Origin of the sequence: Streptomyces sp. NPDC058534, assembly GCF_042717365.1 — a bacterium.
Classification (GTDB): Bacteria; Actinomycetota; Actinomycetes; order Streptomycetales; family Streptomycetaceae; genus Streptomyces.
Genome location: NZ_JBHXNW010000003.1, coordinates 83336 through 109585 on the forward strand (window position 1 = coordinate 83336; position 26250 = coordinate 109585).

Annotated in this window: 27 protein-coding genes and 2 pseudogenes; 10 read left to right on the top strand and 19 right to left on the bottom strand. The window is 72.0% G+C overall.

Annotation, left to right across the window (positions count from 1 at the left end):
- Positions 1–159 precede the first annotated feature (159 nt).
- Positions 160–1029 (top strand): helix-turn-helix transcriptional regulator, encoded by an 870-nt coding sequence (locus ACFWR9_RS02360; protein ID WP_383834214.1) that lies wholly within the window; start codon positions 160–162, stop codon positions 1027–1029.
- Positions 1030–1106: 77 nt separating this feature from the next.
- On the opposite strand, the gene ACFWR9_RS02365 is transcribed toward ACFWR9_RS02360, so the two are convergent.
- From ACFWR9_RS02365 to ACFWR9_RS02410, 10 genes are read right to left on the bottom strand one after another with little or no spacing between them, the layout of a single operon-like run.
- On the bottom strand, positions 1107–2054 hold the full coding sequence (locus tag ACFWR9_RS02365; RefSeq protein WP_383834217.1) for a 3-oxoacyl-ACP synthase III family protein: 948 nt from the start codon (positions 2052–2054) through the stop codon (positions 1107–1109).
- Positions 2055–2068: 14 nt separating this feature from the next.
- A complete protein-coding gene (locus ACFWR9_RS02370) occupies positions 2069–3049 on the bottom strand; it encodes an aldo/keto reductase (protein ID WP_383834220.1) in 981 nt (326 codons plus the stop codon).
- Between the two features lie 34 nt (positions 3050–3083).
- Complete coding sequence (locus ACFWR9_RS02375; protein WP_383834223.1) at positions 3084–3644, bottom strand: carboxymuconolactone decarboxylase family protein; 561 nt, start codon at positions 3642–3644, stop codon at positions 3084–3086.
- A gap of 37 nt (positions 3645–3681) precedes the next feature.
- On the bottom strand, positions 3682–5259 hold the full coding sequence (locus tag ACFWR9_RS02380; protein WP_383834226.1) for an FAD-dependent monooxygenase: 1578 nt from the start codon (positions 5257–5259) through the stop codon (positions 3682–3684).
- 3 nt (positions 5260–5262) lie between these two features.
- Positions 5263–5556 carry a putative quinol monooxygenase gene (locus ACFWR9_RS02385; RefSeq protein ID WP_383834229.1) on the bottom strand — a complete coding sequence of 98 codons (294 nt, stop codon included), beginning with the start codon at positions 5554–5556 and terminating at the stop codon, positions 5263–5265.
- The gene (locus tag ACFWR9_RS02390) at positions 5553–6290 is read right to left on the bottom strand and encodes a histidine phosphatase family protein (protein ID WP_383834232.1); all 738 of its coding nucleotides are present in this window, start codon (positions 6288–6290) and stop codon (positions 5553–5555) included. Before ACFWR9_RS02390 ends, ACFWR9_RS02385 begins: the two co-directional genes overlap by 4 nt.
- Positions 6291–6312: 22 nt before the next feature.
- Positions 6313–6576, bottom strand: a complete 264-nt coding sequence (locus ACFWR9_RS02395; protein WP_383834235.1) for an acyl carrier protein — start codon at positions 6574–6576, stop codon at positions 6313–6315.
- 46 nt (positions 6577–6622) lie between these two features.
- The gene (locus ACFWR9_RS02400) at positions 6623–7624 is read right to left on the bottom strand and encodes a beta-ketoacyl-ACP synthase III (protein WP_383834238.1); all 1002 of its coding nucleotides are present in this window, start codon (positions 7622–7624) and stop codon (positions 6623–6625) included.
- Complete coding sequence (locus ACFWR9_RS02405) at positions 7621–8637, bottom strand: AvrD family protein (protein ID WP_383834241.1); 1017 nt, start codon at positions 8635–8637, stop codon at positions 7621–7623. Before ACFWR9_RS02405 ends, ACFWR9_RS02400 begins: the two co-directional genes overlap by 4 nt.
- Positions 8634–9122: a hotdog fold thioesterase gene (locus ACFWR9_RS02410; protein WP_383834245.1), complete on the bottom strand. Its 489-nt coding sequence runs from the start codon at positions 9120–9122 to the stop codon at positions 8634–8636. Before ACFWR9_RS02410 ends, ACFWR9_RS02405 begins: the two co-directional genes overlap by 4 nt.
- Positions 9123–9316: 194 nt before the next feature.
- Between ACFWR9_RS02410 and ACFWR9_RS02415 the strand changes: the two genes are divergently transcribed.
- On the top strand, positions 9317–10294 hold the full coding sequence (locus ACFWR9_RS02415) for an aldo/keto reductase (protein ID WP_383834248.1): 978 nt from the start codon (positions 9317–9319) through the stop codon (positions 10292–10294).
- A gap of 60 nt (positions 10295–10354) precedes the next feature.
- On the opposite strand, the gene ACFWR9_RS02420 is transcribed toward ACFWR9_RS02415, so the two are convergent.
- Together ACFWR9_RS02420 and ACFWR9_RS02425 are read right to left on the bottom strand one after the other, a co-directional pair.
- Complete coding sequence (locus ACFWR9_RS02420) at positions 10355–11035, bottom strand: LuxR C-terminal-related transcriptional regulator (protein WP_383834251.1); 681 nt, start codon at positions 11033–11035, stop codon at positions 10355–10357.
- Between the two features lie 236 nt (positions 11036–11271).
- On the bottom strand, positions 11272–12072 hold the full coding sequence (locus tag ACFWR9_RS02425; RefSeq protein WP_383834254.1) for a helix-turn-helix domain-containing protein: 801 nt from the start codon (positions 12070–12072) through the stop codon (positions 11272–11274).
- A gap of 240 nt (positions 12073–12312) precedes the next feature.
- On the opposite strand from ACFWR9_RS02425, the gene ACFWR9_RS02430 reads away from it, so the two are divergent.
- Positions 12313–13557, top strand: coding sequence for a beta-ketoacyl-[acyl-carrier-protein] synthase family protein (locus ACFWR9_RS02430; RefSeq protein WP_383834257.1), 1245 nt, complete (start codon positions 12313–12315; stop codon positions 13555–13557).
- Here ACFWR9_RS02430 and ACFWR9_RS02435 read toward each other — a convergent pair.
- Both ACFWR9_RS02435 and ACFWR9_RS02440 read right to left on the bottom strand, forming a co-directional pair.
- Entirely contained in the window at positions 13499–14908 is a 1410-nt protein-coding gene (locus ACFWR9_RS02435) for a cytochrome P450 (RefSeq protein ID WP_383834260.1), read from the bottom strand. The two genes, ACFWR9_RS02430 and ACFWR9_RS02435, sit on opposite strands and share 59 nt — an antisense overlap.
- 61 nt (positions 14909–14969) lie before the next feature.
- Positions 14970–15773, bottom strand: a complete 804-nt coding sequence (locus tag ACFWR9_RS02440) for a class I SAM-dependent methyltransferase (RefSeq protein WP_383834263.1) — start codon at positions 15771–15773, stop codon at positions 14970–14972.
- Between the two features lie 685 nt (positions 15774–16458).
- Between ACFWR9_RS02440 and ACFWR9_RS02445 the strand changes: the two genes are divergently transcribed.
- The 3 genes from ACFWR9_RS02445 (at position 16459) to ACFWR9_RS02455 (ending at position 19176) form a co-directional block, all read left to right on the top strand.
- Positions 16459–16896 carry a Clp protease N-terminal domain-containing protein gene (locus tag ACFWR9_RS02445; RefSeq protein ID WP_383834266.1) on the top strand — a complete coding sequence of 146 codons (438 nt, stop codon included), beginning with the start codon at positions 16459–16461 and terminating at the stop codon, positions 16894–16896.
- Between the two features lie 67 nt (positions 16897–16963).
- Entirely contained in the window at positions 16964–18403 is a 1440-nt protein-coding gene (locus ACFWR9_RS02450) for a sensor histidine kinase (RefSeq protein ID WP_383834269.1), read from the top strand.
- Positions 18404–18522: 119 nt separating this feature from the next.
- Positions 18523–19176 (top strand): response regulator, encoded by a 654-nt coding sequence (locus ACFWR9_RS02455; protein WP_383834272.1) that lies wholly within the window; start codon positions 18523–18525, stop codon positions 19174–19176.
- Positions 19177–19206: 30 nt separating this feature from the next.
- On the opposite strand, the gene ACFWR9_RS02460 is transcribed toward ACFWR9_RS02455, so the two are convergent.
- Positions 19207–20898, bottom strand: coding sequence for a bifunctional 3'-5' exonuclease/DNA polymerase (locus ACFWR9_RS02460; protein WP_383834275.1), 1692 nt, complete (start codon positions 20896–20898; stop codon positions 19207–19209).
- A gap of 53 nt (positions 20899–20951) precedes the next feature.
- A complete protein-coding gene (locus ACFWR9_RS02465) occupies positions 20952–21713 on the bottom strand; it encodes a Clp protease N-terminal domain-containing protein (protein ID WP_383834278.1) in 762 nt (253 codons plus the stop codon).
- Positions 21714–21792: 79 nt separating this feature from the next.
- Here ACFWR9_RS02465 and ACFWR9_RS02470 point away from each other — a divergent pair, with 79 nt between their 5' ends.
- On the top strand, positions 21793–22923 hold the full coding sequence (locus tag ACFWR9_RS02470; RefSeq protein WP_383834281.1) for a DUF2786 domain-containing protein: 1131 nt from the start codon (positions 21793–21795) through the stop codon (positions 22921–22923).
- A 24-nt stretch (positions 22924–22947) separates the two neighbouring features.
- On the opposite strand, the gene ACFWR9_RS02475 is transcribed toward ACFWR9_RS02470, so the two are convergent.
- The 3 genes and pseudogenes from ACFWR9_RS02475 to ACFWR9_RS02485 form a co-directional block, all read right to left on the bottom strand.
- On the bottom strand, positions 22948–23436 hold the full coding sequence (locus ACFWR9_RS02475) for a hypothetical protein (RefSeq protein WP_383834284.1): 489 nt from the start codon (positions 23434–23436) through the stop codon (positions 22948–22950).
- Positions 23437–23661: 225 nt separating this feature from the next.
- On the bottom strand, positions 23662–23967 hold the full coding sequence (rpsN, locus tag ACFWR9_RS02480; protein ID WP_383834287.1) for a 30S ribosomal protein S14: 306 nt from the start codon (positions 23965–23967) through the stop codon (positions 23662–23664).
- A pseudogene (locus ACFWR9_RS02485) lies at positions 23967–24062 on the bottom strand (50S ribosomal protein L28); the annotation flags it as partial. The pseudogene ACFWR9_RS02485 and the gene rpsN, both read right to left, overlap by 1 nt.
- Before the next feature lie 107 nt (positions 24063–24169).
- Here ACFWR9_RS02485 and ACFWR9_RS02490 point away from each other — a divergent pair.
- The 3 genes and pseudogenes from ACFWR9_RS02490 (at position 24170) to ACFWR9_RS02500 (ending at position 26220) form a co-directional block, all read left to right on the top strand.
- Positions 24170–24453: pseudogene (locus ACFWR9_RS02490) on the top strand (type B 50S ribosomal protein L31).
- Complete coding sequence (locus ACFWR9_RS02495; RefSeq protein ID WP_383834290.1) at positions 24417–25805, top strand: GTP-binding protein; 1389 nt, start codon at positions 24417–24419, stop codon at positions 25803–25805. Before ACFWR9_RS02490 ends, ACFWR9_RS02495 begins: the two are co-directional and overlap by 37 nt.
- Before the next feature lie 145 nt (positions 25806–25950).
- The gene (locus tag ACFWR9_RS02500) at positions 25951–26220 is read left to right on the top strand and encodes a DUF397 domain-containing protein (RefSeq protein ID WP_383834293.1); all 270 of its coding nucleotides are present in this window, start codon (positions 25951–25953) and stop codon (positions 26218–26220) included.
- The last annotated feature ends 30 nt before the right edge of the window (positions 26221–26250 follow it).

The following is a 26250-nucleotide window of genomic DNA, read 5'->3' on the forward strand; positions in this document are numbered from 1 at the left end:
GGCGCGCGCCGCCGGGGCGCCGCACCCCCCCCCCCACAAACCCCCGCGGGGGGGGCCCCCCCGCGCGGGGGGGGGCACTACCCCCCCCCCCCCCCGCCCGTCCACGCGTCCCCGGTGCCCGTCGGGGCCGACCTTGCCGAAGTGGTACGGCACTTCATAATGAGAAGGGTGGAGCAGATCGTGAACACGGACCTCGGCGGTTACCTGCGGCAGATGCGTGAGCGTGTCCGGCCGGAGCAGAGGGGACTGCGCATCAGCGGCTCGCGGCGCGTTCCCGGACTGCGCCGGGAGGAGGTGGCCGCACTCGCGGGAGTGAGCCAGACCTACTACACCCGGCTCGAACAGTCGCAAACGGCGCACGCCTCCCCGCAGGTGCTGCTTTCCATCGCGCGCGCACTGGATCTGAGCCCTGATGAACAGGACTACCTGCTCAAGATCGGTACGTCGGTGCAGAACCCGCAGCAGAGGGCGCCGCACGACGACCAGTTGAGCCCCAGTACGAAGATGCTGATGGCGTCACTCGGCAACGTGGCGGCGGCCGTACTGAACTACCGGTGCGACATCCTCGCCTGGAACTCGCTCTACCACCGGCTGTTCGCGCCGCACCTCGACTTCGACGTCACCGAGGACGCCGAACTGCGTCCCAACATCATCAAGATGAACTTCGTCGATGAGGACGTCCGCGCGCTGTACGCGGACTGGGCCACGGAGTCCGAGTCGAACGTGACCTACCTTCGGTTCATCTCCGGGAACCACCGGCACGACCAGAGGCTGGCCGCGCTCATCGGGGAACTGACCATTCAGAGCGAGGAGTTCGCGGAACTCTGGTGCCGGCAGCGGGTGGCCAACTGCATCGAGGGCACCAAGCTCTTCAGCCATCCCGTCGTGGGTGAGCTGGAGCTGATGTACCAGTCCGCGGACCTTCAGGACGGAAACATCCTGAAGTTCTACCACGCGGAACCGGACTCGCCGCACGAAGCGGCTCTCCAACTCCTTTCGGTGGACCTGAACTCCGTCCACGGTGCCTGAAAAGCGGCGGGGACAGAGCGGAGAAGGGCCCCCGGGATCAAGTCCGTACCCGGGGGCCCATCTGTTCCGCGTGCGGGTCAGGTCCTGCGGATCGCCGTCACGCCCCAGGTGAAGCCCGAGCCGGCCGTCGCCACGATGACCAGGTCGCCGGGGCCGATCCGGTCGTCCCGCTCCAGTTCCTCCAGGGCGAGGAACGGGTCCGCGCCGCCGAGGTGGCCGTCGAGGTCGTACTGGAAGACGCTGCGGGAGGCAGGCACACCCAGCGCGGCGAGGTACTTGCGGTGGGTGTCCTGGTTGCCGTGCGTGACCAGGAAGTACGCCACGTCGGCCACCTCCTGGCCGAGACCGGCGAGAACCTTGTGCGTCAGGTCGGTGAAGTTGCCGAGAAACGCCTCACCCAGTCCGTCGAGCTTCTCGCCCCGCTCGACCTTGACCTCACCGTCCTTGATCTCGCCGTAGTACGAGTCGACCCACTGCGGGTCGGTGTGGTGAGCGGCGCCCAGCACCTCGTACTTGGCCTCGGCCGAGATGAGCACCGCGGCGGCGCCGTCCGCGAAGTTGAACAGCTCGACGTAGCCGGTGCCGTACTCGACGAGTTGGCTCAGCCGGTCCGAGACGATCACCAGCGCGTGCCGATGTGTGCCTGCCCGCACCTGGTCATCGGCCAGTTTCACGGCGACCATGCCCGCATTGCAGAAGTTGGAGACCTCGTAGCAGTGCGCCTCGGTGATCCCCAGCTCCTGGGCGATCTTCGCGGCGGGCGACCAGAAGGGCGTGCCCCATTCGCTTGATCCCGCGTACAGGACGAGTCCGATCTCGTCGAGCGGCACCGGGTTGCGTGCCAGGAGCCTGGCCGCGGCGTCTCGGCCGAGGCTCCAGGAGGTCTCGCCCTCGGCCAGTACCGAGAACTTCCCGGAGGGAAGGATCTGGCCGAGTTTCTCGACGGTGTGCCCCGACTCCCGGCTGACGTCGTCGACGCTCAGTTTCCCGCCCGGCATCGCCAGGGCGTAGTCGGCTATTCCCATGATTCCTCCACCTGTCAGACGTATTCCACGACGGAGTGCGGCACGTACGGCGCCGCGAGCCGGGCGAGTTCGGTGTCGTCGAGCGTCACGTCGAGGGCCGCCGCGGCGTCCTCCAGGTGGTGCGGCCGGGTGGCGCCGACGACGGGCGCGGTGACCGCCGGCTGGTGCAGCAGCCAGGCGAGGGCCACCTGGGCCATGGGGAGGGCGCGTTCGGCGGCGATCTCGGCGACCACTCCGGTGACCGCGCGGTCCGCCTGCTCGGTTGGTCCGTAGAAGCGGTCCTGGACCGGGTCGCCCGCGGTACGGGGCGACTCGACCTCCCATTCCCGCGCGAGCCTTCCGCGGGCCAGCGGGCTCCACGGGGTGACGCCGACGCCCTCCGCGAGGCAGTACGGCAGCATCTCGCGTTCCTCCTCGCGATTGAGGAGGTTGTAGTGGTTCTGCATGCCGACGAACCGCGTCCAGCCGTGCAGGTCGGCGACGTATTGTGCCTTCACGAATTGCCAGGTGTGCATGGAGGACGCGCCGATGTAGCGGACCTTGCCCGCGCGTACCACGTCGTGCAGTGCCTGCATGGTCTCCTCGACCGGGGTCTCCGGGTCCCAGCGGTGCACGATGTAGAGGTCGATGTAGTCGGTGCCCAGCCGCCGCAGACTCGCGTCGAGTTCGCGCATGACCGCCGACCGGGACAGTCCGCCCGAGAGTGGGGCACCGGTCAGCTTCTCGTACACCTTGGTGGCGATGACGACGTCCTCGCGCCGGGTCAGCTTCCGCACCGCCCGGCCCAGGAATTCCTCGCTGGTGCCGAGCGAGTAGATGTTCGCGGTGTCGAAGAAGTTGATGCCCAGGTCGAGCGCCTGGGCGAGGAACGGGAGGCTCTCCGCCTCGGACAGCGACCAGGGGTGGGTGCCGAGTCCGGGCTCGCCGTAACTCATGCATCCCAGCGCCAGTCGCGACACCTTCAGGCCGGACGAGCCCAGCCGGACGTACTGCAACGTGCTTCCTCTCGGATCGTGCGGGCGGCCGGGGTCAGCCCCTGGCCGCGTCCCCGACCTCGGTCAGCCGGCCCCAGGACGCGACGCTCTCGTCGAGAGGGATGTCCAGGCTGGTCAGGTACATGGCGGTCATGGCGCTGTGTCCGGCGAGGTGCGTGATCTCGGCGATCTCGTTCTGCGAGTAGTGCTCGCGCAGCGCGAAGTAGGCCTCCTCGCTCGCCCTGTGGTCGACCATGCAGTCGGTGACGTAGCGGACGAGGGCGGCGCGGGCGGGCGGGAGCTGGTCGTGGATGCCTTCCTCGATCGCCTTGATCTCGGCGTCGTCCAGACCGGCCTTCTTCGCGAGGGGGTAGTGCAGCAGCCGCTCGAACTCGCTGTCGCGCAGGGCCGCCACGCGCAGCACGACCACCTCGCGGTCCAGCAGGCTCAGCAGACCGACCGTGAAGGTCCCGCCGAGCGCGAGGTGGGCGGCGGCGGAGTTCTTGGTGAGCAGCAGCGCGCGGGTCAGGTTGGACTGGAACTTCTCGTACACAGCGAGCTGTTCGGGCGTCATGTCGGCGACCTCGGTCAGAGTGACGCGGGGGGTGGCGTTCATGGGTGGCTCCTTCGGTCGTGGCTGGAACGGCGGGGGGTCAGACCGGCTGCCCGGCGGGGCGCCGGGTGCCGGGGTGGGGCAGTACGTGCCGGGCGAGTGCCTCGCCGACCGTGCGGGCCGCGGCGGCGGGGACGCGGTCGTCCAGCCGGACGAGCGCGTCGAGGTGGCCGTCGGGGCGTACCAGGAGGGCGTGGGCCTCGTGCGGGAGCTTGGCCGGCAGCGGACCGGGCGGACGGCCGCCGAGGTCGCGGACCGTCACCGCGGTCAGCTGTTCACGCAGCTCGTCGACGAGCCCGGTCCAGTGCCGGTACCGGTACCGGAGGCCGGGCCAGAGCAGAACGGTGTAGCGGTCCACGGCGAGGACCGGGGCGGTGGTCGACTCGCGCCAGCCGAGGGGCAGGCGTTCGCCGGCAACCAGGCGGCCCCGTCGTGGCCGGGTGCCGTAGTGGGTGTCCAACTGGGCCAGCCTGGGCGCGAGTACCTTCTCCAGCGTCTGCGTGGTGGTGCCCAGCCGATAGACGGTGTCCCGGGCCAGGGTCTGGTGCCGCGTCGAGTACAGGCCGATCCGGGCCAGGCGGGTGGAGAGCCCGGCGACCGCGTCGACGGCCGGGCGGCGCTCGGTGTCGTAACTGTCCAGCAGGCCCGGGCGGTAGTCGCCGCGCACCACGCCCGCCAGTTTCCAGCCGAGGTTGACCGCGTCCTGGATGCCGGTGTTGAGCCCCTGTGCGCCCGACGGGCTCATCGCGTGTGCCGAGTCGCCTGCCAGGAAGACCCGGCCGCTGCCGTAGGTGCCCGCCGAGCGGACGTGCGCGGTGAAGACGCCGCTGAACCTCATGTCGCCGAGCCTGCGTGCGCCGGGGACGCGCTCGGCGAGCAGCTTCTCGAAGAAGGCGCGGTCGGGGGTGTCGCCCGTGTAGTCGTCGGGCACGCTCGCGCCGACCCGGAAGACCCCGTCACCCAGGGGTGCCAGGACCATGTTCCCGGTCCTGGTGAGGTAGTACGCCGCCTCGCTGCTGGTGGTCTCACCCAGGATCTCCGCGTCGGTGATGGCGAGGCGGGTGCGCAGGGTCCGGCCCGCGAACCGGAAGCCGAACACTTCGCGGACGGCGCTGTTGTAGCCGTCGGCCCCGACGACGTAGTCGTAGGTACGGGTCTGCGTCCCGCCGTCGGCCCGTCGGAGCAGGCAGTGGACTCCGTCCGGGTCCTGGGTGCCGTCGGTGAAGGCGGTGTCGTACTCGATCGTGCCGCCGAGGGCGGTGAGGTGTTCCTCCAGGATCGCTTCGGTGCGCCACTGCGGGATGGTGATGGCGAAGGGGTAACCGACGCCGCGCAGCCGGTCGAACCGGATCAGTCCGATCAGCTTCTTCTGGGAGTAGTAGTTCATCTGGTCGAAGTAGTGACCGCTGTCGACCAGTTTGCGCCCCACACCCACCCGGTCCAGGAGTTCCAGGACACGGGGCCACAGGATCGTGGCCCTGGAGTGCGGGCTCTGCCTGCGGAGCTTGGAGACGACGTCGACCCGGACACCGTGGGCCCGTAGCTCGCAGGCGACGACCATCCCCACGGGTCCGGCGCCGACGACGAGTACGCGCGGCTGCTGCGTGTCCCTCGCCATGCGTCAGGCGGCCAGGGGGCGCAGGCGGTGGACGTACGGGGGACGCGCGAAGGCGCCGTCCGTCCTCGCGAGGAAGTCCGCGACGTACCGCTCTTTCATGTGCAGGTCGATGGCGGCCTGGTCGGCCCACTCCTCGACCAGCACGATCACGTTCCGGTGTTCCTCGGACCGCCAGGCGTCGAAGCGCAGCGCGCCCTGCTCCCGGCGGGTCGCGGCGCACAGGTCCCCGAAGGCCTCGGCGGTGTCCGCCAGCCGGTCGGGTACGACGTCGAAGAGTACGGTGATCTCGATGCTCATGTTCGTGTCACTTCCATGGGGTTGACCGCGTCGGAGACGAGGGGGTCGAGGTCGACGAAGGGCAGCGCGGGAGTCGCGGCGGGGACCTCGGCGCACATGTGCGGGGTCGCGTTCCACCGGCGCAGGGCGGCCCGCGGACGGCCGGTGGACGTCCAGTCGATGTCCACACAGGCGGCGGCACAGGTGCCGACCATGGCGCCGGGCGATCCGCCGGTGCGGGTCAGGGCAGACGTCAGCAGGTTCAGCACGCCGCCGTGGGTGACGGCCAGGACCGTACGGGACGCCGCGGTGCCGGCGTCCACGTCCGTCCCTCTCCGCGCTTCCGGCTCCGCGATGGCACACAGGGCGGTCACGAAGCGCGAGAGCGCGGCCCGGCCGGTCTCGCCGCCGGGCGGGGCGTAGCCGGGGTCGGTGAGCAGCCGCCGCATGGTGTGCGGCTGCCGCCGGGCGTATTCGGCGCGGTCCTGGCCGTCGAGTACGCCCAGGTCGCGTTCGCGCAGTCCGGCGAGGCGCTGGTGGGGGACGTCCAGCCGGCCCGCGGCGTAGGCGGCCGTCTGGGCGGCGCGGGCCAGGGGCGAGGAGTAGACCGCCGACCAGCCGCCCGGGCGCAGCTCCCGGGCGCTCTCCTGGGCCTGCCTCACCCCGGCGTCGTTCAGCGGGATGTCGGCCTGCCCCTGGAATCGGCCGGTGGTGTTGCGGTCGGTCTCTCCATGACGGAGCAGGACGATTCGCATGACGGGTGCCGGTGCCGGGCGTTCAGCCGGCGGCCGGCCCGACGGCCACCGGGGCGCCGAGGCCTTCGACGACCCGGGCCGCCTCGTCGATGGTCTGCTGGGAGTTGAGCACGCCCTCCTCGATCGATACGCCGAGCCGCTTCTCCAGGATCAGGGACATCTCCAGCAGGGCGAGGGAGTCGACGGCTAGGTCCTCGAAGGCGGTGCCCCGGGACACCTCCTCCGCGGGTATCTGGAACTTGCCGGTGAGTATTTCGGTGATCATCGTCGTGACGGAACCGGTCATTGGGCACCTCAACTGGTGGTAGGGCAAAGGTTCGAGTGGAGGGGGATCAGCCGATCGGCAGGTCGGGCCAGGTCAGGGTGGCCGAGCCCCAGGTCGCGCCGCCGCCGAACGCGGTCAGCAGCACCCGGTCGCCCGCGCGCAGCTGCCCGTCGGCCATGGCGTCGGCCATGGCGAGCGGGATGGAGGCCGCGGACGTGTTGCCCACGCGTTCGATGTTCAGGACAGCGCGCTCCGGCGGCAGTCCGAGCTGGTCGGCGACGGCGTGCAGGATGCGGGTGTTCGCCTGGTGACCGACCAGCCGGTCGACGTCGGCGACCTCCCAGCCCGTACGGGCCAGCACCGTGCGCGATGACTCGGTCATGCGGCGCACGGCGGCGAAGAAGACGGACTTCCCCTCCATGCGGAAGTACCGGTCCTCCTCGCGGGGCACCCCGCCACGGGACCGCTCCTCGGCGCCGCCGCCGCGGACGGTGATCAGGTCGGACATCGCACCGTCGCTGCCCAGATGCACGTTCCGTACGGTGCCTGGCTCGTCGGGTTCGCCGGACCGCAGCAGTACCGCGCCCGCGCCGTCGCCGAAGATGACGGAGGTGGTGCGGTCGGCGGGATCCAGGATCGTGCTGAAGGACTCGGCACCGATCACCAGGACCCGTTCGGCGAATCCCGAGGCGACGGCGGCCGTGCCGGCCTGGAGGGCGTACACGAAGCCCGAGCACACCGCCGCCAGGTCGTACGCCGGTACGTCGGTCAGTCCCAGCCGCACGGCGACGTCCGGCGCGGTGGCTGGGCAGAGGCGGTCCGGGGTGGTGGTGGCGAGGATGACCAGGTCGGCGCCGTCCGCACCAGCGTTCTTCAACGCTCGCCGGCCCGCCTCGACGGCGAGGTCACCGGTGCTGGTGCCGGGGTCGACGACATGGCGTCGCGCGATGCCGGTCCGGCTGCGGATCCAGGTGTCGGAGGTGTCGAGGCGCTGGGCGAGTTCCTCGTTGGTCACCACGCGCGGGGGTACGAAGCCGCCCACTCCGGCGATCACTGCGGTGCGGGTCATGTCGCCGGGTGCCCTTCCGGAAGCCGGTGCGCCAGCGCGGACCGCACGTGGATGCCGCCGAGTTCGGCCATGACGTCGAGCGTGCGCCAGGTGCCGCCGCTCATGCGCAGCAGACCGGGGTCGGCCAGGCGGGTGCTGACCGGGATGTCCGCGGCGGGGCGGTCGGGTCGTGCCGCGGTCAGCGTGGTCTGCCTCATCCACAGGGTGTCGCTGTCCTGCCGGCGCACGTCGTCGAGGTCGTAGAGCATGATCTGGGCGAGCTGGAGGGCGGTCACGAAGGCGTCGATCATCGACACGGACGGCTGGTAGGCGCCCTCGATGCCCGCGCGGGGCACGGCGGCCCCGTCCTCGTGGCCGAGGGTGAGCCTGGCGTCGGCGCGCAGTTCCCGGTGATCGGCCTCCACGTCACGGATGTGCTGCCGGCGCGTGGTGAAACCGACGCCGAAATAGCGGTCCGCCGCCGGACCGAGGAGGGTGTCCAGCCCGGGCAGGGTCAATCCGTCCCCGAGGGGCCGGGCGGGGGTGGGGGAGTGTTCCACCTCGCACCGCACGCGCATGGTGCCGACCGCGCAGTCGACGACGGACACCACACGCTCGGAGTGCCCGGCCACCGGGTCGGTACGGATCCACGTCGCCTCGGCCGGCAGACCGGTCAGCTCCTCCTGCGGGCGGGAGCCGGCCATCAGCCGCACCTTGCGCAGCCACGCCTCTCTGAGGTCCGTGCCCGTGCCGCCGAGGCACGCCTCGGCCAGCTGGGCGGCGACGACGATCCCGTCGACGGTGCTGAAATGCGGGCGCAGATCGGTGCCGACGGCCTTTCTCGACCAGTCGGCCGGGTAGCGGACACCGACCGAGGTGCGTGCGCGGACCGCGCCGTCCTCGCCGCGGCCGAGGTACACCTCGCCGATGTCGTAGGCGACCCGGCGGAAGCCGCGGCCGAAGAAGCGCTGCTCGGCCGGCCCCAGCCGGTCGTCCACGGACGACAGCACGGTGCGCGTCGAACTCGGGGTCATCGGTGCTCCGTTCGTAGGGTGGGTGCCGGTGCGGTCGCGGTCGCGGCAGCCGGGCCCGGGGCCGGTCGGCGACGGCCGTGGCGGACGGCGCAGGTGAGCCGTGCGGTGCAGACGCGGGCGCCGGAGCCGTCCGTGACGACGATCTCGTAGGAGGCCGTCCCGGTCCGCTCGGCGAGCGGCCTGCAGACTCCGGTGAGGGTCCCGGAGGAGACCCAGCGGTGGTGCGTACAGGACAGGTCGACGCCCACCGCGTTCCCACCGGGGCCCGCGTGGAGGAAGGCGGCGACCGAACCGAGGGTCTCGGCGAACGCCGCGTTCGCTCCGCCGTGCAGGATTCCCACCGGTTGGCGATTTCCGGCGACCGGCATTGTGCCCACCACTAGTCCGGGTTCGCAGATGGTGATTTCAATGCCCATTCGCCGGGTGAGTTGTTCGTTCTCGTAGGCGCCGTCGACGTGTATCGGTCCGAGCGTCATGTTCGGCATTCGCGGTCTCCGTCATTTCGTGGCCCACACCGGCGGGCCGATTTCGAGTCAAGCACGGGGCCGCGGCGGTCGACAGACGCATGGCCCTTTGCTGCCATGACACGTTCCGGATCTCCCAAAAACGCCGAGTACTCATAGGGTTGGGGACGGAACGGATCGTTCGACCAGAGGTGACGGAAGGGAGCGGGGTCGTAGTGCAGCGTGTTTCGCTCGGCGGGCTCGATGTGTCACGCATCGGCCTGGGTGCCATGACCATGTCCGACTACTACACGGGCGCGCGAAGCGACGAGGAGGAGGCCGTCCGCACCATTCGGCGGGCGCTGGACCTCGGAGTGGATTTCCTCGACACCGCCGAGATCTACGGCCCGTTCGTCAACGAGGAACTCGTCGGCCGTGCCGTCGCCGGCCGCCGCGACGACGTGGTGATCGCCACGAAGTTCGGTCTCGTCTCGCACGCCGGTGCGGGACCGGACACGATCGACAGCTCGCCGGCCAACGTGCGCACGGCGGTCGAGGGATCGCTCCGGCGGCTGGGCACGGACCACATCGACCTCTGCTACCAGCACCGCGTCGACCCCGGTACGCCCATCGAGGAGACTGTGGGCGCGCTCGCCGAACTCGTCCGGGAGGGCAAGGTCCGGCACATCGGACTCTCCGAGGCCGGCCCCGACACCATCCGGCGGGCCCACGCCGTCCACCCCGTGACCGCGCTGCAGATGGAGTTCTCCCTGTGGTCACGACAGCCCGCCGAGTCGTTCCTGCCGGTCCTGCGTGAACTCGGCATCGGCCTCGTCGCCTACTCGCCGCTGGGCCGGGGGTTCCTCACCGGAGCCATCCGCTCGCCACGCGAACTCGACGCGGACGACTTCCGGTTGACCACACCACGGTTCGCCGAGGCCAACTTCGACCGCAATCTCCAGATCGTCGACGAGGTCGCGTCCGTGGCCCGTGACGCCGGTGCCACGCCCGCCCAGATCGCCCTCGCCTGGCTGCTCGCCCAGGGGTACGACGTCGTCCCCATCCCCGGCACCAAGCGTGTGCGGCGGGTCGAGGAGAACGCCGCGGCCGACGCGGTCGTCCTCACCGCGGACCACCTCGCGCGCCTCGACGCGCTCACACCGCCGAGCGGTGAGCGGTACGCGGAGGGTGACCTCGCCAGGACTGGGCTGTAGGCAGCCGGAAGGCCCGCGCGGGGTGCGGCCGGATCGTCCGCGCCCCCGCGAAGCCGTGTCTCAGATCCACCGCCGTCGGGCCGCCTCCACTCCCGCCTGGAAGCGGCTCTGGGCTCCCATCCTGGTCATCACGCCCGCTACGGTCCGGCGGATGGTGCGGACCGACAGGCCGGTGCGCCGCGAGATGCCCTCGTCGGTCAGCCCCTCGGCGAGGAGGGCCAGGGCTTCCCGCTCCCGCTCGTCGAGTCCGTCATGACCGGGCGCGGCGGTACCGGCCGGTTCCGCGCGGGCCCAGACCTGGTCGAAGAGCTCCCGATAGGCGCCCACCAGGACCCGCCCGCGCATCAGCGTCCCGCGGGCGTCCTCCTGACCGGGGTCCGAAGGGACGATGGCGAAGTCCCGGTCGGCGACGGCCATCCACACCGGCAGGTGTGGCACCGCCCGGGTCCACGCCCCCGACGCGGCGATGAGCCGGGCGTCGTCGGCGTAGGCCGGGTCACGGCTGACGTCCTCCAAGTGCAGGACGCGTACCCGTGCCCCACGGCGCACCAGTTCGGCGCTCAGCAGGGCGGCCTGCTCGCGCACTCGGGGCTCGTACGGCCTTCTCGGCAGCGCGAGCCGCAGCTCTCGCACGGGACGGCGGCGCAGGGTGTCCAGCAGGTCCACGACGGCTTCGGAATCGATCAGCGGTTGCAGTGCCGGCCGGGCGGTCTCCGGCCCGGACAGGAGTTGACTCAGCAAGTCGACTCCTCGTGTCGGAAAAGAAAAGCGGAATCAACGTGGACGCCATTCGCGCGTAACACAGGTAAATCTCCCCCGTTCGTCAGGGGGTTGCCAAAGAAGGCCGCTGCGGCCGACCGTTCCCCCCTGGCTCGCTGAGTGAGATTGCAGTGCGTGACGGAGACTTGTCAAGCGGTAAAAATTTGCCGGTCCGAAGTAATGGCGTTCTGTGTAGAGTGCATCCTGACGGCGCGGCGCTACGCCGGCATCAGTGCCACGAAGCGGGCGCCCGGGGAGTAAGCGGGGAGGAGGACCTGAGAGGTGACCACCAGCTCGGTCTGTGAAACGTGGGGGAGTGACAGGCGGAACGTACCGCCCTGTCGGAACGCGATGATGCGTGGCCCGGCGTCCCACAATTCCCGGCACGCGGGATCGCGTAGCGCACTGTTCAGTAAACCCTTGAGGGTCGGATCGTCCGGGCGCCGGACGAGAGTGAACCTCAACTGGGCCAGATATAGCGAGGCATGATGCCTCCAGTCGAGGATCTGTGCGCGTGATTCCGGTGCTGCCAGCACCCATCGCATGAGATTGGCCCGCGGTTCGCGAACCCAGGGAAACCAACTCCCCATGGGCGCGTTGTAGGCCAGAATATTCCATGCGTGGTCGATGAGATAGGCGGGAAAGGCCGTCTGCGCGTCCACGAAATTCTTCAGCCGGGCGATCCTGCCGTCCTCGTCCTGTGGCTGTTCCATGTCCGAGACCTCGGTCAACCGGTACCAGTACAGCGCTGTACGTTCGTCCGGTCCGAGTTCCAGAGCGTCGGCGAGCCCGGTCAGCGTGTCCAGGGTGAGTGGAACCTTGACCCCGCTCTCCAATGCGCGGTACCAGCGTTCGCTGACGCCCATTCGCTGTGCGACCTCTTTTTGCGGCAATGGCCTTTTGCGGCCGAGTTTCGCGCCTGCCTCGCCGCGCCATGCCCGCAACAGGGCCGGCAGATCGGCGAATGCCACCTGGGAATCACTGAGATCAGTTATGTCCGGTTGATGAGACTCGGTCATGACTGCCCCCGTTCGTGCCACAAATTTCGACGCCCAACCCTAGCCGGAGGCGTCATCGGCTCCAAAGCGGTGAGTACGGCCGAAGTCTCGCCCATTGATGGAGCGTTCAACCATCCAGAAGGGAAGGCGTTTGCCATGGGGTGCAGAAGCTGCACACGCGCGGAGACCGCGGAGGGCCGACGGCACAGCGGTTCGGCCGCGGACAGAGGCCCGCGACTCCACTCCTGCGCTCGGCGGGTAGTGGTCACCGGACTCGGCGCGGTCACCCCGCTGGGCCTGGGCGGCGATGCTCTGTGGACGGGTCTGCTGGCCGGCCGCAGCGGCATCAGGCGGTTGGACGCCCCGGAGTTCGCCGGTCATCCGGTGCGTATCGCGGGAACGGTCTCCGCCGACCCCGCCGAGGTGTTGCCCAGAACACAGGCCCGACGCATGAACCGGGCCGCCCAGTTCGCGGTGATGGCGGCCCGCGAGGCCTGGCAGGACGCCGGGCTCCCCGAGGGCGGCACCCGGGCCGGTGGCCTGGACCCGGACCGGGTCGGCGTCAGCCTCGGCAGCATCATCGGAGGTGCGCCCGTCCTCGTGGCCGGGGACCGGCGGCTCAGGGACCGGGGCGCGCGGTCGGTCCCGCCCCTCACCGCCCCCATGACCGTGCCGTCCCAGGCGGCCTCCCAGGTCTCGCTCGACTTGCACGTCACTGGAGAGGCCCGCACGGTCGTGAGTGCCTGCGCGTCCGGCACCGAGGCCATCGGGCAGGCCGTCGACCGCATCAGGCACGGCCACCTGGACATCGTGCTCGCCGGCGGAGCGGAGGCCGCCGTGACGCCCGAAGTCATGGCCGCGTTCAGTGCGATGAGGACGCTGTCGGCACGCAACGACGACCCGGAGGCGGCTTCCCGGCCGTTCGCCAAGGACCGCACGGGATTCGTGAACGGCGAGGGCGCGGGCGTCCTGCTGCTGGAGTCCGAGGAGCACGCGCTGGCCCGGGGTGCCCGGATCTACTGCGAGGCCGCGGGATGGGGGCTGTCCGCGGACGCGCACCACCTGGCCGCCCCGGACCCGACCGGCACCGGCGTCGCCAGAGCCGTGCGGCGTGCCGTCACGGACGCGGACGCCGGTCTCGCCGACGTGGTGCACATCAACGCGCACGCCACCGCGACCGTGGAGGGCGACCTTGCCGAGGCGGCCGCTCTGAGCACCGTCTTCGCCGGCGCCGACGGTGCCGTCCCCGTTCCGGTCACCGCGCTGAAAGGGAGCCTGGGGCATCTTCAGGGAGCGGCCGGGGGCGTGGAGGCCGTGGCCGCGGCCCTGACCCTCCACCACGGTGTCATCCCGCCCACCATCGGCTGCGACGACCTGGACGACGCCGTCCCGCTCGACGTGGTCAGGAACTTCGCCCGGCCGCTCCCTGAGCGGGGCGACCTCGTCCTCAGCAACTCCTTCGGCTTCGGCGGCCACAACGCGGTCCTGGCACTGCGCCGCCGCTGACCTTGTCCGTGCCGGCCGTCGGCGACCCCGGCGGCCGGCCCCAGGGGGTGTCACGGCCGAGGACGCCTCCGGTGTGCAGGGGGAGGGACGCGGGGCCGCGCAGGACGACATGCGGGCGGTAGCGCGGTGGCCCGTCCACCGGCCGTGGATCGACCACCCGCTGGGCGAACCGGGTGAACGCCAGCTCGGCCTCCAGCCGCCCCAGCGGGGCCCCGAGGCAGTAGTGCGTTCCCAGACCGAACGAGAGGTGCCGGGACGCCTCGGCACGCTCCGCGTCGAAACGGTGCGGGCAGTCGAACACGGCCTCGTCGCGGTTCGCCCCCGCGAGGAGCAGCACCATGGTCGTACCCCGCGGAATCCTGGTGCCCCGTACCTCCATGTCCTGCCGTGCGTGACGGTGCACGATCTGGAGTGGTGCGTCGTGGCGCAGTAACTCCTCGACCACGGCGGGCGCCGTCGTCGCGGGATCGTCCCGCAAGGCGGCCAGGGTCTCCGGGTGGCGCAGGAGGGTGTGCAGGCCGTTCGCGATGAGGCCGACCGTCGTCTCGTGTCCGGCGTTCAGCAGCAGCCGGCAGGTGGTGACGACTTCCTCGTCCGTCAGCGGGTCTTCGCCTGCCTGTGTCGCGAGCAGTCGGCTCATCATGTCGTCGCGCGGCTCGGCCCGACGTTCGGCGGCCAACCGCAGGAGGAACGCGCTGAGTTCGTCCTCCGCCCGACGCCGCCCCGCCGGGTCGGGCGGCGGCACCCCGAGAAACGCGAGGTAGGGGTCGACCGCCTGGCCGAGCAGCGAGGAGCGGGCGCGATACCAGTCCGGTTCGCCGGTGTCGACGCCCAGGACCCGGCAGATCACGGTCACGGGCAGCGGGGACGCGAGGTCCGCGACGCCGTCCATCCGGCCCGGGGCCACCGCGTCCAGCAGGTCGTCGATCAGGTCCCTGATCATCGGGGCCAGACGCCGCACGGCGCGGGGCGTGAAGCCGGGCGCCGCGATCCGGCGCAGGGCGGTGTGCCGGGGTGGGTCCGTGAACAGGAACGACGGGATCTCCAGCGGGACCGCCGGATCCGCGGCGGTTGCCTCCCCGGCCGGCCGGCCCGCGCCGGGGGCCTCGGGTGCCCGGTGGATCAGCGCGTGCCGCCGGTCGTTGCTCGCGTGCGGGTCCCGCAGCACGGCGCGGCACGCCTCGTACGAGGCGAACACGACCACGGGCCGGTCCCGCGCCACCCACACGGGTTCCGCCGCCAGGATCTCCCGGTACAGGGGATACGGATCCGGTCGCGACTCCGCGTCGAGGATGCGCCGCAGGGTGTTGGCGGCGTCCGGGCGGGCGGTGAGGTGTCCGTTGGACGGCATGGGCGCGACGCCTTCCGTGGTGGTGTCGGTGCGGACGGACGACGTGCCGCGGCGGGCGGAGCTACTTCCGGCCCCAGGACTGCACCAGTGCGGGTGCCAGGTCCCAGAAGGTGTCGTCCCTCAACAGGGCGTAGAACTCGTCGAGGTCGGACGGCAGTACGTAGCCGCCGGCGATCAGCTGGTCACGCGACATGTCGACGGTCAGCCGCCAGAAGTCGGCGAGTGGGGTACCGCCCCGCAGGTTCTGGGTGACGGTGTTCGCGCCGACGTCCCGATAGCCGTAACCGAGGAACGAGCCCGGCTGGGCGCGGGACCACCAGCTGTCGGTGCCAAGCGTGCCGCAGATGAGACTGCTCCAGCGCTGCATGACCTTGCGGTACGTGGGGTGCGGCGAGCTCTCGACGGGGAACCAGCAGAACGACTCGATGAGCACGAACCCGCCGGGACGCAACCAGCGGAGCATCCGGCGCATGACGTCCTCACGCTGCGGGAGGTGGCTGAGCACCAGGCGTGCGTGGATGACGTCGAAGGAGTTCTCCGGGAACGGGTCGGTGGTGACGTCGTGCACCAGCCGGCGCAGCCGGGGCTCCGGCACCCGGTCGAGCAGCGAGAGATCCAGATCGGTCGCGACGACGTCGCCGTGCGGGGCCTTGTCGCACAGCCACCGTGCCACGGACCCCGATCCGGCCCCCACCTCCAGGCATCTGGCGCGCGCGTCCACGCCCAGCTCGCTCAGCGCGGCCCGGCACAGCGGATCGAAGACCTCGGCGAGGAGCCGGAGCCGGAACTCCTCGTCCTGGTCGAGTGCGAACAGGGTGTCGCCGTACTTTTCCACCACGCGTCCCCCGAAGTCGTCGGCTGCCAAGTGACGTGCAGGAGCCAAACACATCAACGGGGTCTGAAATACGGTCCGTTCGTCTTCTGACATCTTGCTGCCATCGCCCGCGATTACCGGCGGAGCGTGGCCCTTCCGCGCCGATCGGACCGGCGCTCTGGCCGGTCGGCAGGCGCGGGGTGGTGTGGTGCGCGCCTAGCGTCGTTCGGACCAGGTGACCGCCGTGCTTTGAAGGGAACGCTCGATGGAGCAGCGAGAGATTGCGGGGCCCGTGACGACGGCATGGCCGGGATGACTACGGAGTTCGAACGGGACGTCATCGAGCTGCTCGTGGCGACGTCGCAACGGGCGGTCAGGAGTGAGCCGGCGGTGGTCGGGACGGACACACTGCTGCGCGAACTGGTGATGGGGGACTCGGAGGCGGGGGAGGTGATCGCCCCCGGGATGCGGAAGGCCGGTTCGCTCGGGGGACTTGTCCAAGCCCACGCCGGGCGGGGGTGGGTGAGTGAGGACGAGGCCCCGGGGGAGCGGGGAGCGGAGGCCGACGAAGGCGAGGTCGATGCTGCCTGGCGTGAGGCGTGGTGGCGGTTCGGGCAGGCGCTGCGGGGGTCGGCACGGGAGGAAATGCCGGTGCTGCCGACCGCGATGACCGGGGCGATGCGGGGGCTGCCTGCTGCGCGCGCTCGCGTTCGCACGTGCCGAGGGGACGGTCTCCGTGCGCTGCCGGCATGTGGCCCGGGCCCTGCTCGACCCTCCGGACAGCCGGGCGCGGGAGGCGCTGGTGCTTCAGCGGCTGGACCTGGACGCCGCGGCTGCCGGGCTCGACCGGCTGGACGCCGACGCCTCGGCGGCGACCGAGGGGGCGGAATCCCGCGGGGTCGCCATGCTTCGCCAGGCGGGCACGCTGGGCAGGAGCGGCAACCGGCTCACACGTGCGCTGATGTCCTGGACCTCCGGGCGCGGGGCGAACGGTTCGCCGGTGCTGGGCGCCGAGCACGGCTCGCCCACCGTCGGCACCGTCCACCTGCTCGCCGCGTTGCTCGACGAGGCGAACGCGAAGGCGGGTGTGGGGGAGGTCCTGTCGCTGCTTCTCACCCAGGGGGTGGACCCGGTCGCCCTCCGGGCGGCGTTGGACCTGCGGGCCGGTGCGTGACATCCGGGGTCGGGTACGCGGTTACCGTTCCCTCCGGGACACGCGCCGGGACGGGACAGGGGTGAGCATGAGCAGTCAGGTGGCCGGCGGCACATGGGTGCGGCGGGAGGTGGTCGCGAGCTGGGCGGCGGTGCGGGGAGCGCCGCGCCGTACGGTCGTCGTCGAGACGCTGCTCAGTGTCCTCACGGCCGCCTTCGGGCTGGTGCCGCTCCTGGTGATCGCGCCTGCGCGGCCGGGGCTGGCGGTGCTGGAGGCGTTGTGGGCCGCGCTGCTCGTGCCCGCTCGGCGTGGCCAACCGGTCGTGGCGATCCTGGGCGCCTCCCTGCTGGTGGTAGGGGACAACGTGTGGACGCTGGCGGTGCTGCCGCTGGTCGTGATGTCCGCGACCCGGCGCATCGCACCGACCCGGCGTGCCTGGCAGGTCGTCGGGGTGGCCTGCGCCGTTGTCGGTGTGCTGACCGTGGCCACCGCCCCGTTCAGGGCGGACGGCCTGGCGTTGGTGCTGGCGGGCAACGCGATCTCCCTGGTGCTGCTCCTGCTGCTCCCCGCCCTGGCCGGCACGCTGCTGGGCCGGCGGCGCCCCCTGGTCAGCCTGCTGCGCGAGCGCAACGCCTACCTGGAGCAGGCCCGCACGCTGACTGCCGCGGCGGCCCGGATGGAGGAGCGGAACCGGATCGCGGGGGAGATGCACGATCTCCTCGGGCACCGGCTGAGCCTGGTCTCCGTGCACGCCGGGGCACTTGAGCTCGCGGCCGCCCGGCAGGCGCCGGCGCTGTCCGGGCAGACGGAGCTGCTGCGTACGACCGCCTCCGCGGCCTTGGAGGAACTGCGCGAGGTCCTCGGTGTGCTGCGGCACGCGGACCTGGCCGGCCCCGACGACGACCGGACCGGTGAGGAGCGCGGATCTCGCGAGGACATCGCCGCTCTGGTGACGGAGTCGCGGCAGACGGGCAGCGTCGTCCAGTTGGAGTGGTCCGTCTCCGACACGGCCGACGTGGGGGTGCGTACGCGTCAGGCGATTCATCGCGTGGTCCGCGAAGGGCTGACCAACGTGCTCAAGCACGCGTCCGGCGCGCCGACCTGGGTGGAGGTCCGGGAGGGGGGTGGTGGGATCCATGTCTCCGTCACCAACGTCGCTCCGCGCGTGGCCGCTTCTTCCCAGGGTGGGACCGGCAGCGGGCTGGTCGGCTGTCAGGAGCGGACCGCGCTGCTGGGCGGCACGTTCGAGGTGGGTGCCCTGGTCGACGGCGGTTTCCGCATGGCCGTCTGGCTGCCCGCCCAGGGGGGCCTGGGCCGGGTGCACGAAGGCGCCGCAGCGGTCACGCCGGCCCGTCGTGCGGGGCGTCCTCCCGTCGGCTCGCCCGGTCAGGAAGGGGCCCGGGCCCCGCTGCCGGACGAGATCCTGACCTGGCCGCGTGTCCTCGGATCGGGCTGCGCGGCGCTGGCCGTCGTGCTGCCCACGGCGGGCTTCCTCGTCGCACTGCTGGTCCTGGCGATCCTGAGATGACGCGAGGAGCGGTCCTGAGGCGGCTCGACGGGCGGTCCTGAGGCGGCTCGACGGGCGGTCTTGAGGCGGCTCCAGGGGCGGTCCCGGGACCGCTCTGTCCGTGGCTCTAGGATGGACAGATGATCCGGGTCCTGGTCGCCGACGACGAGGCGCTCATGCGCGCGGGAATCCGGCTCATCCTGGAGAACGCCGACGACATCGAGGTGGTCGCCGAGGCGGGTGACGGCCGGGAGGCCGTCGCGGCCTGCCGGGCCCAGGGCATCGATGTCGCCCTCGTCGACGTCCAGATGCCGGGCCGGGACGGTATCACCGCCGCCGAGGACATCTCCCGTCTCTCGCCGCGCACGTGCGTCGTGATGCTGACGGCCTTCGGGGAGGAGGAGCACGTGACGCGGGCCCTGCGGGCCGGGGCGAGCGGCTTCCTCCTCAAGGACACCGGCCCCGCCGACCTCATCCGCGCCGTGCAACTCGCCGCCAGGGGCGAGCCGGTGCTGGCACCCCGGATCACCCGGCAGCTGCTGGACCGGCACGTACGGTCCGGCCGGGACACCGAGGCCGCGCAGCGCCGCGTCGACGAACTGACGCCTGCCGAACGGGACGTGCTGCGGCTGCTCGGCACGGGGCTGTCCAACGCGGAGATCGCCGACCAGCTGTATCTGAGCGCCGGCACCGTCAAGGCACACATCAGCCGCATCCTCACCCGCACCGGCTGCGCCAACCGCGTCCAGGCCGCCGTCCTCGCCCACGACGCCGGGCTGCTCGACGCCCGTTGAACCGGTGAACCGGCCAGGGCGGTCGCGCGGTCACTTCGCGTCCCCGTAGCACTCCACCACGGCCGTGGTGAACGGGAACCGCACCGGCGTAGCCCCGAACGTCAGCCGTCCCGCCAGCTCCGCCGACTCCCGGATCGCCGCCACGACCGCGTCGGCCTCCTCCTCGGGACAGTGCACGATCACCTCGTCGTGCTGGAAGAAGACCAGCTCGGCCGCCATGTCCGCGCAGTGCTGCCGCAGCGCGGCGAGCAGCAGGAGGGCCCAGTCGGCGGCGCTCCCCTGGACGACGAAGTTACGGGCGAAGCGGCCCCGCGCGCGGGCGTCGGTCGAGGCGTAGCCAGGCGTCCACTCGTGCGGGCGGTCCGGGGAGCCGGTGGGGTCGTCCTGCGGCAGGCCCGCCTCCTCGGCGCCGTCGGCCGCGCCGGCCGCCGGCGGGCAGGTGCGCCCGAGCCAGGTCCGGACGAGCCGCCCCTCCTCGCCCGCGCGGGCCGCGTCGTCGACGTACGCCACCGCCCTCGGGAAGCGGCGTCGGAGCGCGGCGAGGTTCTTCAGGCCGTCGCCGGAGGTCTGCCCGTACACCGCGCCGAGCACGGCGAGTTTGGCCTGCGCGCGGTCTCCTGAGAAGGCGCGGTCGGAGACCGACTGGTAGAGGTCGCTCTCCCGGCCGGCCACCTCCATCAGCCCGGGGTCGCGGGAGATCGCCGCCAGTACGCGCGGCTCCATCTGGTCGGCGTCCGCGACGACCAGCCGCCAGCCGGGGTCGGCGACGACGGCCCGCCGGATCACCTTGGGGATCTGCAGCCCGCCCCCGCCGTTGGTCACCCAGCGTCCGGTGACGGTGCCGCCGGCCAGGAACTCGGGGCGGAACCGTCCGTCGCGCACCCAGTCCTGGAGCCAGGACCAGCCGTGCGCGACCCAGATCCGGTACAGCTTCTTGTACTCGATCAGGGGCTTCACGGCAGGGTGGTCGAGCGATTCCAACTCCCAGCGGCGGGTGGAGCCGACCTTGACGCCCGCCTGCCCGAACGCCTTGACGACGTCCGCGGGCAGGTCGGGGCGCACCCGGCGGCCGAACGCCGCCGACACCTCCTCGGCCAGCTCGGCCAGGCGGCGCGGCTCGCCTCCGCCCGCGTACCGCTCGCCGAGCAGGTCGTGGAGGATCTCGCGGTGCACGTCGGCCCGCCAGGGGAGCCCCGCGCGGTTCATCTCGGCCGCCACCAGCATGCCCGCCGACTCGGCCGCGGTCAGCAGCCGCATCCGGTCGGGGTGGGCGGTCCGCCCGTGCCGTCGCTGCTGTTCGGCGTAGACGGCGAGCAGGTCGTCCAGGGGCAGGTGGGCCCCCTGCGGTTCGAACAGCGGGGACTGCGCGCCCGGCTCGGCGGAGCGCTGCGGCGGATCGGCCGGTACGGGGCCGCCGCGCAGCCGGGCCAGGGCCGCCGTGGCCGAACGCGGCTCCCCGTACCGCCCCTCGTGGCCGAGGAGGAGGGTCTCGGCGGCCTCCATGTCGTAGCACCGCTCGACTCGCACCCCCGTGGCGAGCAGGCGCGGAGCGACCTCGGCGGTGGACCGCCACACCCAGCGCGCGACGTCCGGCCTGCTCCGTACGGCCTCGGCGGGGTCGGCCTCGCGCCGCACCGGTCCGGCGGGCAGCCCGTCGGGGCCGAGGGGGGCGACCTCCACGCCACCGTCCTCGGCCACGGCGAGTGCCCACCGGTCGGCCATGTGGCGAGTGTCGCAGCAGGGTCTGACAACGGCCCGCGCGAAGGCCGAGGGCGTCAGCCCTGTCCCTCGCCGGCCTGCCGGGCTTCCTGCTCCTGAGTCGCCTTCATGAACTGCGCCAGCACCTCCGTGACGTACTGCTCGATCGACTCCTTGCCGATGCCGAGTTCGCTCAGAACGCCCTCGCCGTTCTCGTGCTCCAGCAGGGCGAGCAGGATGTGTTCGGTGCCGATGTAGTTGTGGCCGAGGCGGAGTGCCTCGCGGAAGGTGAGTTCCAGGACCTTCTTCGCGGCGGGGCCGTACGGCACCAGTTCCGGGACATCGTCGGCGGCAGGCGGCAGTTTCGCCGTCGCCGCCTCGCGGATCGCGCCGAGGGCCACGCCCTGCGCGGTGATCGCCTTGGCGGCCAGACCGTCGCGTTCGGTGAGCATGCCCAGGACGAGGTGTTCGGGCAGGCCCTCGGTGGCGCCGGCGGCCACCGCCTCGTTGTGCGCGGCCATCACGGCGTTCTGCGCGCGCGGCGTGTAGCGGCTGAAGCCCTGGCTCGCGTCCAGGTCGGCCGACTCCTTGGGCACGAAGCGCTTCTGCGCCGCCTGCCGGGTGACGCCCATGCTCCTGCCGATGTCCGTCCAGGAAGCACCCGAACGCCGGGCCTGGTCCACGAAGTGTCCGATGAGGTGGTCGGCCACCTCACCGAGGTGCTCGCCGGCGATGACGGCGTCCTGGAGCTGTTCGAGGGGCTCCGGGTGCACCTTCTTGATCGCGGTGATGAGTTCGTCGAGTCGTACGGATGACGTGATGCTCGGATTCGTCGCCATGTGTCAACCGTAGGTTGCACCCCTATGACTGTCAACCTTCAGTTGACAGTCGCCCTGGCGATCGTGGCACTATCGCCGGGTGAGTACGTCCCGCACCGTCGACCGCGCCTTCGAGGCCGCCCTGTACGACACCGCCGAGCACGCCCTCGACACCGCCGCCTCGCTGCTCGCGGCCGACCCGATGGCGGACGCGGAACTGGCCAGGCGCGGCGAGGAGTTCGTGGCCACGGCCTGGCGGCGCGGCTGGCAGCCCGCCGACCTCGTGCGCATCGTCCGCCGCGAACTGGACGACGTACACGTACGGCTGGTCGCGGCGCTGATCCGCGCGCAGGCGCCGCACGACCGTCCGCGCGGCCCCCGCTGGGCCGCGCAACTCGACGCCGTACCGGACGAGGCCGCCCCGCCCCGCACCGACCGCTTCTCGCACGCCACCGCCGTACTGGAGCTGTACCGCCTGCTGCTGCGGTTGCCCACGCTGGAACCCCTCGACGTGGGAAAGGCAAGGCAGGAGAACCGCCCCGAGTCCCGCGCCCTGGCCCGCATCCGCGCGCTGCTCGCCAAGGCGGAGGCGACCGGGTATCCGGAGGAGGCGGAGGCGCTGAGCGCCAAGGCGCAGGAGCTGATGGCCCGGCACAGCGTCGACGAGGCGCTGCTGTCGGCGCACGCGCCCTCGCCGGACGCCCCCGGCGCCTGCCGGATAGGGGTCGAGGCGCCGTACGAGCAGGCCAAGGCGGTGCTGCTGGACGCGGTGGCCGACGCCAACCACTGCCGGGCGGTGTGGAACGAGCCTCTCGGCTTCTCCACCGTCGTCGGTTTCGAGGCCGACCTGGAGGCCGTCGAACTCCTCTACACCTCACTGCTGGTGCAGGCCGAGGCCGCGATGACGAAGGCGGAGGCGGCCCAGCGGGCGGGCGGGCGCAAGCGCACCAAGACCTTCCGCCAGTCGTTCCTCGCCGCCTACGCCCACCGCGCGGGCACCCGGTTGCGGGCCGCCGCGGAGGCCGTCACCGCCGCGGCCGGCAGCGCCGGGGGCGTGGACCTGCTGCCGGTGCTCGCCTCCCGGGAGGTCGCGGTCACCGACCGGCTGGAGCGCATGTTCCCCGAGACGACCACGACCCGCCTGCGCGGCGCCGGTGACGCGGCCGGCTGGACGGAGGGCACCCGCGCGGCCGACCACGCCGAGGTCGGCCGTCGGCGGCCACTGCGGTAGGCGGCCACTGGGGCAGGCGCGGGCTCAGGAGCCGAGACCCTCCGTCGGCAGGCCCGGCGGCAGCGAGCCGCCCTCCGACTTGGTGTACGTCTCCTCGCCGAGACCGCCCTCCCAGGTCATCTTGAGGGACTTGCCGTCCACCGACCCGACCGTGCCGGTCGCCCGGTCGTCGCTGCCGTCCGTGCACTTGAGGCGGATGATCCGGGTGCCGGCGTCCTCACCGGCGGTGCCGCTGCACACGGTCCCGCCGGTGGCGAAGAGGGCCGCCTTGTCGCCGGTCACCATCAGCGCGACCGCCTGGCCGTCGGTGGTGGCCAGCCAGCTGCCCTCCAGCTCGCCGGCGGCGGACGGCGACCCGCCGGTGCCACCGCCCGGGTCCGTGCTCGCGGACGCGTCGGGCGCCGCCGAGGACTTGCCGCCCCCGCCCGAACCGTCGCCCGAGCCCCCGTCGTCGGAGCCCCCGCCGTCGGTGCACGCGGTCAGCGCCAGCGTGCCCACCAGCCCGAGGGTCACGGCCGCGGCCCGCACGGTCCGCCGCGCCCGCCCGCGCGAGCGCCGCCCGCGGGGTACCGGCAGAAGGTCATCCGTACTCGTCGCGCTCGCCGTACTCTCCGCAGTCACCAACGTCACGGGAAGCTCCAAGCTGTAGCCGGACGGCCGGGTCGGCCCCAGGGCATCGCAACCCCGGGTCGGCCTCAGGGCATCGCAGCCCCGGGACGACCCCAGGACAGCCGCAAGTTACCAGGACGACTTGCGGACCCCCGGCAGATGTCCGGCGTGCGCCTGCTCACGCAGATTCACCCGGGACAGCCCGAACGTGCGGAGGTAACCGCGCGGGCGTCCGTCGACCTGGTCGCGGTTGCGCACCCGCGTGGGGCTCGCGTCACGCGGCTGCCTGCGCAGTTCCCGCTGGGCGGCGAGCCGTTCGGCCCCGGTCGAGGACGGCCGCCGGGCGACCTCCTTCAGCTCTGCCCGGCGCGCCGCGTACCGCGCGACGGTCGCCTGCCGCTGCTCGTTCTTCGCGATCTTGCTCTTCTTCGCCATCACACCTTCACTCCCCGGGCACGGACGCGGGCCACGGCCGCCTCCACGCCGATCGCGTCGACCGTCCTGATCCCCTTCGCGCTCAGCCGCAGCCGGGCTTGGCACCGGTCAGCATGCAGTGGGCGGACACGGGTGACGTACCTCTCCTTCATCTCCTTCATCCGGCCGGCACGTCGACTTCCGAGAGGAGCGCTGACCCGTCATGCGCGAGGGAATCCACCCCGAGTACCGCCCGGTCGTCTTCCGCGACCGCGCGGCGAACCACGCCTCCTCACCCGCTCGACGATGACCAGTGAGCGCACCATCGAGTGGGAGGACGGCCACACCTACCCGGTCGTCGACGTCGAGACCTCCAACGTCAGCCATCCCTTCTACACGGGTACCGCCCGCGTCCTGGACACCGCCGGACGCGTGGAGCGCTTCGCGCGGCGGTACGGGAAGGGCGGGGCATGGGCGGCCCGGACCGCCCGGTGCTGCCGGTGGTGATCGTCGGCGGGCTGCACGCCGAGGCCCGCCGGGCGACCGTGGCGCGGCTGCTGGCCGACGTGCCCGGCAGCGTCGCCCTCCACCACGACCTGGCGACGGCCGCCGCGGGCACGGTCGTACGGACCGTGCGGGACGCCACCGGCATCCTCTCCGCCGGCGAGGCGCCCCTCGTCAACGACTGCGCCTGCTGCGCCCTGCGCGAGGACCTCGTCCCCGAGCTGATCCGGCTTGCGGACGCCGGCGGCACCCCGCTGGCGGTGGTCGAGCTGTGGGACTCCGTCGAGCCCAAGGCCATGGCTGAGGTGGTGACGGCCGGCGGCTTCACCGTCACCGGCGTGATCACCGCCGTGGACCCGGCCCTGGTGCTGCCGTACCTGGGCAACGGGGACGACCTCGCCGAGGGCAGCCTCGCCGCGGCGGCCACCGACCAGCGCACCGTCGCCGACACCTTCGCGCGGCAGCTGGAGTACGCCCCCGTCCTCGCCCTGGCCGACTCCCCGCCCGGCTCACCGGAGGCCGACGACGAGGACCACGAGCTGCTGGCCCAGCTGCATCCGACGGCCCTCCGGGTGCCGATCGGCCCCGGTGACCACAGCCACGGCCTCGGTGGCCACAGCCCCGGCCCCGGAGACCACAGCCCCGGCCTCGGTGACCACAGCACCGTCGCCGCCCCCGGAACCCCGCCCGCCCCGCCCTCGGCGCTGGCCCGCGCCGCCCTCGCCGGTTTCGACGTGGAGGCCGCGGCCGCCGCCCAGCACCCCGCCTGCGCCCTGCTGCCCCCCGAGGCCGACGCGCACGGCGTCACCACGCTGGTCTGGCACCGCCGCCGACCCTTCCACCCGGGGCGGTTGTACGCCGCGCTGGAGGACCTGACCTGTGCCTCCGCCCGCAGCCGGGGCCGGTTCTGGCTGGCCGACAAGGCGGACACGCTGCCGCACTGGGACGCCGCGGACGGGGCGCTGTGCGTGGAGGGGGCGGGGCCGTGGCTCGCCTCGCTGCCCGACGCCGCCTGGGACCTGGTGCCGCCGGTGCGCCGTGCCGCCGCCGCGCTGGACTGGCACCCCGAGCACGGCGACCGCTGCCGGCACCTGGTCTTCACGTCTCCCGGCCTCGACGGCGACGGCCTGGCCCGATCCTGGAGTCCTGCCTGCCGACCGACGCCGAGTACGCCGCCGGGCGGGCCGCCTGGGAGCAACTGCCGTCCGGCTTCGACACCCTCCTGGAGGTCTGACCCCATGTCCACCCGCCCGTCCGGCGCTGTTGCATGTTGTTGCATGTTCCAGGAATTCGGGGGCAAACGGGGAACGTCTGCTCCGCAGTGGGCGTCCATGAGAGCAAGGGCTTTCGGGTAAAGCGGCCGTCAAGGCTGTAACCGCAGGAACACCCCGCGTGCACGTGCATTTGCTCATGCATCAGCACGTGAACGGGTTATGATCCGGATCAGTTGACCACTGCATCAATGGCCACATCAGCCAGTGCACCACCGGGGAGCGACCTGTGGACCACGACGTGTACGACGTTGACCGCGTGTCCGGCGTGTACAACGGCATGGCCGCCACGCAGCTGCACGACGCAGCCTGGCAGAAGAGCCGGCACAGCAACTCGCAGGGGTCCTGCGTGGAGTTCGCGCGGCTGCCCGACGGAGGGGTCGCGGTGCGCAACTCCCGCTTTCCCGACGGACCCGCGCTGGTCTACACGCGCGCCGAGATCGAGGCCATGCTGCTCGGCGTCAAGGACGGCGAGTTCGACCACCTGGTCACGAGCTGACGCGAGCTGACACGTGGCACCCGACGCGTG